This window comes from Phormidium pseudopriestleyi FRX01, from assembly GCF_017313335.1.
Classification (GTDB): Bacteria; Cyanobacteriota; Cyanobacteriia; order Cyanobacteriales; family Laspinemataceae; genus Laspinema; species Laspinema pseudopriestleyi.
Window position 1 is genome coordinate 1 of sequence record NZ_JAFLQW010000563.1, and the last position, 7,255, is coordinate 7,255.

Here is a 7,255-nt window from a genome sequence, read left to right on the forward strand (position 1 = left end):
CTTTGCCGAGGCGATCGCCTCGGCAAAGGAAAGATACTCATTGCCTAGTGCAGGATGGCGAAAGAACATGACCAGCTTATTCAGAAGCGGAAAATCCTTCAAACTTCCACACGAATGGTTGAGCCAAGGTGCGGTTGAAGTAAGTGATAAATTCTAAAATCTGGTGTTTGAGGTCGTCAGTCGAAGTAAAGTTTCCCCGTCGGATGAGGCTCCCGGTTAAGATACTGAACCAGCACTCAATTTGGTTTAACCACGAGGTGTGTTTGGGCAAATAAACAAAGCGAATTTGATGGGTGAGGTCACTCAAAAATTCGGCCCGAGTTTTCATAGATTTCAGAACTCCTTCTTTACCTTTAACTCCCAAATCTATGTCTAGCTGACCATGAGATGCTACCAGTCGTACCAGGGACTCGGATTTATGCGTATTCAATTGGTCAACGATAAAAATCCAATCGCCTTGAGGGTCGTTCGCGATTGTCTTCTTGACATGAGTAGCAAAGTCTATCTCTGTACGTTGCGGGCCAATCGATGGGGTGATCACTTGCCCTTGTGCAACATCCCAATTAGCAATTAAACTAATGGTCCCATGCCGAATATACTCGAATTCTGTCCGTTCTACTCGTCTCATTTGCATTGACTGAGTGGGGTATATTCTTTCTATTGCCTGAACCCCAGTCATCTCATCTGTACTGATTAAATGCACCCCTTGATTCGCCAAATCCGGTGCGCTTTTATGAAGTTGACAGATACTTTTTATCTGCTCTCGAAATTGGGCGTTATCATGGGGGCGGGCATTTAACCCGTAACGATTCCGGTGAGGTTGTAAAGACGCTTCTTTTTAAAAAACGCCCCACACTTCGGGGAGAAATTTCTTCGACGATTCCTCGTTTGACTGCTTCTTGGGCGAGTTCCGTTGGCGTCCATTGATTAACTGGACGCTCGCTCTGTGAGGGCTGTTCACAGGCTACGGCTACAATTTGTACGATCTGTTCGACGCTAAATTTGGCTGGGGTTCCTGGTCGAGGTTGATCGCTCAATACCTCTATAATTAGTTGTTTTAATTTCTTTTCACTGACCCCCTTGTCGAATGCCAGGTTGAGTTCTTCTGTTGCTTCAATCCAACGAGTACGCCACTTTCGCACTGTGGCCCGATTGATGTTTAACTGTTTGCTAATATCCGTGTTATTCATGGAAGATGACGCATAAAGGACTAATTGCGCCCGAGTGACTAATTGATGGGTATTGGTGACCCGACCGGCGATCTTCTCTAAAATCTGGCGTTGACGGGTAGATGTTGTGCAGGCTTCGGCTTTTGGAGTAGGCATTATCGGTTTGATACGGCAGGAGACAACGTTAACGGCAAGCCAACGGCATGGGGTGGCATTGAAGCTCATTCCATTATAGCTGATTATGTTCTTTCGCCACCCTGCACTAGCTTAACAGCAGTACGGATGCTCATAATAATTAATCACAACCCATACTAAGGTTCTGAACCGATTAAATCGTCAGTAAAAGACGTTAAAACCTACCCCCGGACTGGAGGAAAGTCACGACCGAGGAAGCTCCTTGTAAGACACTTGATAGCAGACCGCCATTTTTGGACAAAGGATTGCGCCCGGAAACCCTGACCATAGGGATATTAAGGCTGTGCAGTCTTAAGAATCCCCGTCGCGATCGCGACGGAGATTGTCAATGACGTTAATGCCCTTATTCGAGAGTTGTGGTGTGGGGACAAAAATAAAGTGCCACGCGATCGCTCCTGGGGCGACTACCGCCCGCTCCAAGCGAGTGATTTCTTCGGCTTTGAGTTGCAGTTTTGGGGGGGTTGACTCTTCTACAACGGAGGGTTCTGGTTCGGTTTGGGGAATTACAGCCCTTAAAGCGGCGATTGCTGGGTTAATATCCGGGGACGCGGTTTCGTTGCGATGGGACGCAATAGTTTGTTCTAGTCCTTTCGTTCCTCCCAGTAAGGCATCAAATCCTTGCGAACTCAGTATAACTTCTTGATCCCGCAGTACCCGCAAATAGCTTTCCATTTCACGTGGCTCATTCTTCTGCCTCTTTAACGCCGACCATACCGGATAACCCTTTGAGGGAATGAAAACTCCGAAACAGTTCGTTTAAAACAGACCGCTCTATTTTCTGTTTTCCCACAAACGGTTCGATCGCCAATAATTCTCGACGCACTGCGGTTAAGTGGTCTTCACATTCGGCAAAATAGTCTTCAAAATCACAATGGGTGTGTATTGTAGCTGGGATGTCCCAGGACGAATCTCAGCACTTCCATTCCGTGCATATCGGGCATATTCAAATCTAAAATCATTAAATCGAAGGGAGCAACCGCTAGTTGTTCTATCGCTTCTAGTCCATTCCCTGCTTCCTGAAATGTCACGTTGGTTAAGTCTCGCAGAGATGCAATTACCATTTTTCTCATCGTAGCGGAATCATCCACAACTAAAATCCGTTTCATCTTTTCTTTTTCCTTGAATGGATGCTGTGCTTAAACCTAAAAAGGGTGACTCTTATTCCTTGGGGTGAACTGAAGATATTGATCGGTTCCGATTTTGATTCGGGGTGTTTTTGTCCTGAGCATGAATGCCCAAACGGTCTTTTTTTATGACTTGCCTGAAATTTATAGCCAACCAGCGCTCCTAGGGCTTTCTAAAATTTATATAATATTCATGCAGCAACGAATGAGACTCTAGTCAATGACAGCACCCCATTGACCTCGAACTAACCCTTTAACTATTTTCTCATGTTCTTTTCCAAATGGGGGGTTTCTTCAAAAAATGAAACAATATTCCCAGAGCTTTCTAAAATTGCTAATTTCGTCAACCCATATCCCCGGCCCTGCTTGGAGAGTCGAGCATGACGGAGTAGAGTCGGGCTGAAATCCGCTCGGGCATTCGTCGGAGCCTGTTCCTCCCCTGAAATACCCTAGGGATGAGGGTTTTTTTGCTCTGATCGTTCTCTTGTTTGAGTTGGATTTAGGCAGGTTTTAAGTCTTGATTAGTCTTCTAAATTCTCAGTTTAACCCATTTTAAAAACCGTTCATCTCTTATTTTATTTTTAAAAATTTCCGCAATTTTACGATTTATAGATGATTAAAAAATATTTTACTCAACTAGAATAACTTTATTTTATCAGCAATTAATGAGGGGGTTTATGAAATTAATGAAAATTTAATTATTTAGAAAAATCCAAGTTGGACAACATTTTTGTTTTGAAACAGGAGGACTCGATTTTGGCGATCGCAAGGCGGGTGCAAGGAAGGGTTTCCTGTTTCTATAAACGCGGGAAATCACCGAAGCGATGGGTGGGAGTGGGATGGATGATTCAGGGATTTATTTGGAAAAACCCCCTAACTATAGCAATCCTTGCAGCAGTTGTGGAATGAACCCTCACCCCCAACCCCCTTCGACCCTTCGACCCCCTTCGACCCCCTTCGACTGGCTCAGGGCTCAGGGCTCAGGGCTCAGGACAGGCCTCTCCCAAAGCGGGAGAGGGGAGCAGGAGAGGGCATAAATCATTAAGGAAAAGCTATATCTCCCCGAGGCGATCGCCTTTGCTAGTCCGAGGGTACAGAATGGGAACGACAAACCGGCTTTTTGGAGAAAATCTGTAGACATTAGCACCTAATCTCAGCCAAAAACCCAATTTCTTCTCCCTTGTCTCCTATCCTCTCCCGATGCTCTAGGGGCGAAAAATTACCCTTGCGATCGGGGGGCGACTGCTTCCATACTCAGAGAATAGGTCAATCCGTAACAATCAAGGGACCCTTCTTCGCTATGCCAACTCCTGTAACCCACCCCACCCAATTGGGTGAACCGGCGATCGCCAATGCCGATATCCAATTGCTGGTCCTCGATATTGATGGCACCATTGCTGGAGTCTCAAATCAAATCACCCAATCGGTGAAAGAAGCGATCGCCGCAGTGCACAGAAAAGGCATCCCCGTGGCGATCGCCACGGGACGGATGTATCGATCTGCCCTCCGGTTCCACCAGGAAATTGTCTCCCCCTTACCCTTAATCGCCTACCAAGGGGCATTAATCAAAGACCCCGCCACTGAAACCCTTCATTACCACACCCCAGTTGCATCGGAAATCGCCCTGGAATTATTAGACTACTTTGATGACTCTAGGGTGCGATCGCAGCTTTCAGTTCACTGCTATATCGACGATTGTCTCTACGTTCGGGAACTCACCGCCCTCAGCCAAGCTTACGGCGATCGCACCGGAGTGACACCCATTCCATTAGGCGACTTGCGACCCCTAATCGCCGCATCCGCCCCCACGAAACTCCTCGCCCTCAGCCAAAACACGGCTTTAATCGACGAGTTGCTGCAAGCCTTTAGCCTGCGCTATACCCCCACAGAACTCTACCTCACCAAATCTCATCCCACGTTCCTAGAAGCGGGAAATCCAGCGGTGAATAAAGGCGCTGCCGTCCGTTATCTAGCCGAAGATATCCTCGGACTCTCCCCTGGGAACGTCATGTGTATTGGGGACAATTTTAATGATGTGGAAATGCTGGAGTATGCCGGGATTGGGGTGGCGATGGGTAATGCTCCCGAGGGCGTCAAAGCTGTCGCCAATTGGGTGAGTCCCTCTGTAGAAGAAGAAGGGGTTGCCCGGGCGATCGAGCGGTTTTTGCTGTAACTGGGAGGAACCCATTCCCTGAAGAATGGGGGAGATGGCGCAGTTGGGGGAGTTGGGAGTGGTTCTCGTGTCATGGCAAAGCCATGACACGCTCAATAGGCGGCTCTTTTTCCTGTAGCGCTTAAGCTTTCCTCACGAGGCAACGAATTCCGTATTACTACAAACTAGGGGAAAGGTGGCAACGACTGAAGTCGTTGGGTTTTTGTAGAGTTTTAAAAATTTGCAGCAGAAAGGGCACCGACGACTGGCCGTGTTTCGTCTCGGTGCCCTTATCTGGTTCGCTCCTCACACACCTGTTAATATATCGAACCCAAGCGGATTTGTCACCCCCCTCAACAAACTTTTTTGAGAATTTTGTGACATTTTTTTGAGTTCAGATTCCTAGACGGAGGGACCTTGGCTAAAGTTCCAATGGGGCGAAACTGCTCAAGTCTTTTTCTAGTAAGCATTTTAGCAATTTTTGAACAAGGAAAATTAACCCCAATCGGGTTTGGGCTAAATCAAGATCCTGGGATTGAACAGATCCCCAAATTTGACATTGAGCGTAAAAAGTCAGGAAGTCCTGACTTAAGAGGGTGGCGACACTTAATCGGCTAGTAATTTGGGTTGGAGAAACGGGAGAACTGAGTGCGTCTACGGTGGCGATCGCCCGGGAAATTAAGGCGCGTTCAGCAGGATGATGGGGCTTTATGTGGGTTGGGGAGTCCAACCAGGGGATGGGGTCTGGTGCAATCAGATAGCCAATACCAGGATGGGCGGGGGTTTCCAGGGTAATTAAGCCCTCTCGGTGGGCCAACCGTAACAGGGCGCAACACCGGGCATGGGCGTACTGAATCGGAAATAAATCGGGGAACCTAGAGGGGGGAAGGGGTCCCGGGTCTGGAGTGGGGTCCAGTTGGAAGTCCCAAGGGATGGCGCGTTGTAACCAAATCGCCATCCCAGGGTCTGTGAGTTCGAGGTATAGTTTGCCTGGAGGAATCACGCTGAGTATCCAGTGGTTGGCTGCAATGGGAAATGCGAGGTCTGGGGGCCTGGAGTCACGGAAACCCTGGGCGATCGCCAGGGCAATTTCCATCAGGGGCATAAACCCCTGTTTCGCCAGTTGTAGGGCGACTGGGGAAATATAAAGGATCCGTTGGGAATCTTTGGCGCGATAGAGGGGGATAGACTGGGGCCAAGTCAGGGGGCCTGACCCACCCGAGCGATCGCCCGGTGCCAAAGATGAGAGGATGGCTTGTTGGAGTTGGGCTAGGAGTATGGGGGCGATCGCCAAGGGTTCAACCATCATCAGGGGAGGGGGTGAGAGAGTCGGTGCGTCGAGTCCGCTGGGGTCCCCAGGACAATCAGAGAACCCAAGCCATTCAATCCATCACCGGACAAAACTGGGCCAAAAGTAACCGGACAAGTTAGAGGGGGTTAAGTAATATGGGCTACCCTAATTGTTGGATCCCAGCTTATTTTAATATGAACCGAGAACTGTTAAAGCGCGATCGCGCCAAACCCATGACAAATTATCCTGAACTCCCAGATTTCTTACCTGCTTTGAACTGGTTTCAAAACCGAGTCAGTTTAGGAACGGGGAATCGACAAGGCGAAGGGTCTGGCAAAAACCGCCTATTTTTATGCGTTTGAGCCAGACTCATGGTCAACGTTATCAACGATTTTCAACAGTTTATGACGTTTTAGAGAAGGGAGTATTTACATCGCCACCGCATCATCTGCTTTGGTGCATCGAGCCAAACTCTGCAAAAATTTTAGGTATGTATTCATCTGAACCGGACCAACCCTCTCGGCCTTTTTTAACTCAACAAGCGATTTTGGAGTGGGCTGAACAACACTATCGATGTCGAACCTTTCGGAAAGAAGAACGAATTCCCACCCGTCCTGGATTAGTATATTTAGTGATATCAGGAGCCGTCCGATTGGTGGGAATTGCCAAAGATAGCTCCAGTTCCCTCCAAGTTTCATCCCGGAAAAAGACCGGGGGCAATCTCCCGGATGCCGACTTGCCCTCAGTCGAAGTCGCCACCCCTGAGCGATCGCCTAAGCTGTCCCCGACCCCGGGGAATGTTGCGGATCAAGGCTCGAAACTCAATACCCTCCCCGTTTTAGGGGAAAACAAAGGGGAAAACGCCGAAACCTTTTTAGGATTTGTAAGTCAGGGTCAACCCTTTGAAGTAGCCAGCGAGACGTTTTTCACCTTTGAAGCCTACGCTCACATTGACCAAACTGCTGTGATGTGGATGTACTGGCCGGACTTAGATCAGTGGCCGTTATTTCGACAACAGGTCCTGGATGCGTTTCGGTATCAACACCAGCGCAAGCTTCTGTGGCTGGGAATTTTGGGACAACGACGCACGATCGCCAAACTGTTGGGATTTTTGACCTTACTGATTGAGGAACATGGTCAAGCGATTGGGAATGATTCAGAAGGAGAGGGGATAAGTGGGTATTACCTGCCTTGGACTTTAACTCACGCTCAAATTGGCAGTGCGATCGGCTCAACTCGGGTAACCGTGACGCGATTAATGGGCAAATTACGGGCGGAAGGGTTGATTCAAGTCGGTGAAGGTCACTTAATTGGGTTACCCCCC

The 7,255-nt window shown here is 48.4% G+C and carries 10 protein-coding genes; 4 read left to right on the plus strand and 6 right to left on the minus strand.

The genetic code is table 11. The features are described from left to right. Positions 1–76: 76 nt before the first annotated feature. The 5 genes from J0895_RS21345 to J0895_RS21365 form a co-directional block, all read right to left on the minus strand. On the minus strand, positions 77–679 hold the full coding sequence (locus tag J0895_RS21345; RefSeq protein WP_207090022.1) for a transposase: 603 nt from the start codon (positions 677–679) through the stop codon (positions 77–79). 100 nt (positions 680–779) lie between these two features. After that, positions 780–1,325, minus strand: coding sequence for a helix-turn-helix domain-containing protein (locus J0895_RS21350; RefSeq protein ID WP_207090014.1), 546 nt, complete (start codon positions 1,323–1,325; stop codon positions 780–782). Positions 1,326–1,655: 330 nt separating this feature from the next. Further along, complete coding sequence (locus J0895_RS21355; protein ID WP_207090015.1) at positions 1,656–2,036, minus strand: hypothetical protein; 381 nt, start codon at positions 2,034–2,036, stop codon at positions 1,656–1,658. Positions 2,037–2,046: 10 nt separating this feature from the next. Then, positions 2,047–2,187 (minus strand): Hpt domain-containing protein, encoded by a 141-nt coding sequence (locus J0895_RS21360; RefSeq protein ID WP_207090016.1) that lies wholly within the window; start codon positions 2,185–2,187, stop codon positions 2,047–2,049. A 43-nt stretch (positions 2,188–2,230) separates the two neighbouring features. Then, complete coding sequence (locus tag J0895_RS21365) at positions 2,231–2,470, minus strand: response regulator (RefSeq protein ID WP_242541486.1); 240 nt, start codon at positions 2,468–2,470, stop codon at positions 2,231–2,233. 735 nt (positions 2,471–3,205) lie between these two features. Between J0895_RS21365 and J0895_RS21370 the strand changes: the two genes are divergently transcribed. Continuing rightward, a complete protein-coding gene (locus tag J0895_RS21370; protein WP_207090017.1) occupies positions 3,206–3,397 on the plus strand; it encodes a hypothetical protein in 192 nt (63 codons plus the stop codon). 391 nt (positions 3,398–3,788) lie between these two features. Next, the gene (locus J0895_RS21375; RefSeq protein WP_207090018.1) at positions 3,789–4,661 is read left to right on the plus strand and encodes a Cof-type HAD-IIB family hydrolase; all 873 of its coding nucleotides are present in this window, start codon (positions 3,789–3,791) and stop codon (positions 4,659–4,661) included. 400 nt (positions 4,662–5,061) lie between these two features. Here the strand turns inward: J0895_RS21375 and J0895_RS21380 are convergent, their stop codons facing one another. After that, positions 5,062–5,949: a DALR anticodon-binding domain-containing protein gene (locus tag J0895_RS21380; protein ID WP_207090019.1), complete on the minus strand. Its 888-nt coding sequence runs from the start codon at positions 5,947–5,949 to the stop codon at positions 5,062–5,064. Between the two features lie 176 nt (positions 5,950–6,125). Here J0895_RS21380 and J0895_RS21385 point away from each other — a divergent pair, with 176 nt between their 5' ends. Both J0895_RS21385 and J0895_RS21390 read left to right on the plus strand, forming a co-directional pair. Beyond that, on the plus strand, positions 6,126–6,293 hold the full coding sequence (locus J0895_RS21385) for a hypothetical protein (protein ID WP_207090020.1): 168 nt from the start codon (positions 6,126–6,128) through the stop codon (positions 6,291–6,293). Between the two features lie 128 nt (positions 6,294–6,421). After that, positions 6,422–7,255, plus strand: an 834-nt coding sequence (locus tag J0895_RS21390) for a Crp/Fnr family transcriptional regulator (RefSeq protein ID WP_207090021.1), incomplete at its 3' end; no start/stop codon positions are given.

Bases quoted from the DNA above. Each gene is read 5' to 3' on its own strand.
- J0895_RS21345 (WP_207090022.1), bottom strand. From the start codon at position 679: ATGACTGGGGTTCAGGCAATAGAAAGAATATACCCCACTCAGTCAATG.
- J0895_RS21350 (WP_207090014.1), bottom strand. From the start codon at position 1,325: ATGCCTACTCCAAAAGCCGAAGCCTGCACAACATCTACCCGTCAACGC.
- J0895_RS21355 (WP_207090015.1), bottom strand. From the start codon at position 2,036: ATGGAAAGCTATTTGCGGGTACTGCGGGATCAAGAAGTTATACTGAGT.
- J0895_RS21365 (WP_242541486.1), bottom strand. From the start codon at position 2,470: ATGAAACGGATTTTAGTTGTGGATGATTCCGCTACGATGAGAAAAATG.
- J0895_RS21375 (WP_207090018.1), top strand. From the start codon at position 3,789: ATGCCAACTCCTGTAACCCACCCCACCCAATTGGGTGAACCGGCGATC.
- J0895_RS21380 (WP_207090019.1), bottom strand. From the start codon at position 5,949: ATGATGGTTGAACCCTTGGCGATCGCCCCCATACTCCTAGCCCAACTC.
- J0895_RS21385 (WP_207090020.1), top strand. From the start codon at position 6,126: ATGAACCGAGAACTGTTAAAGCGCGATCGCGCCAAACCCATGACAAAT.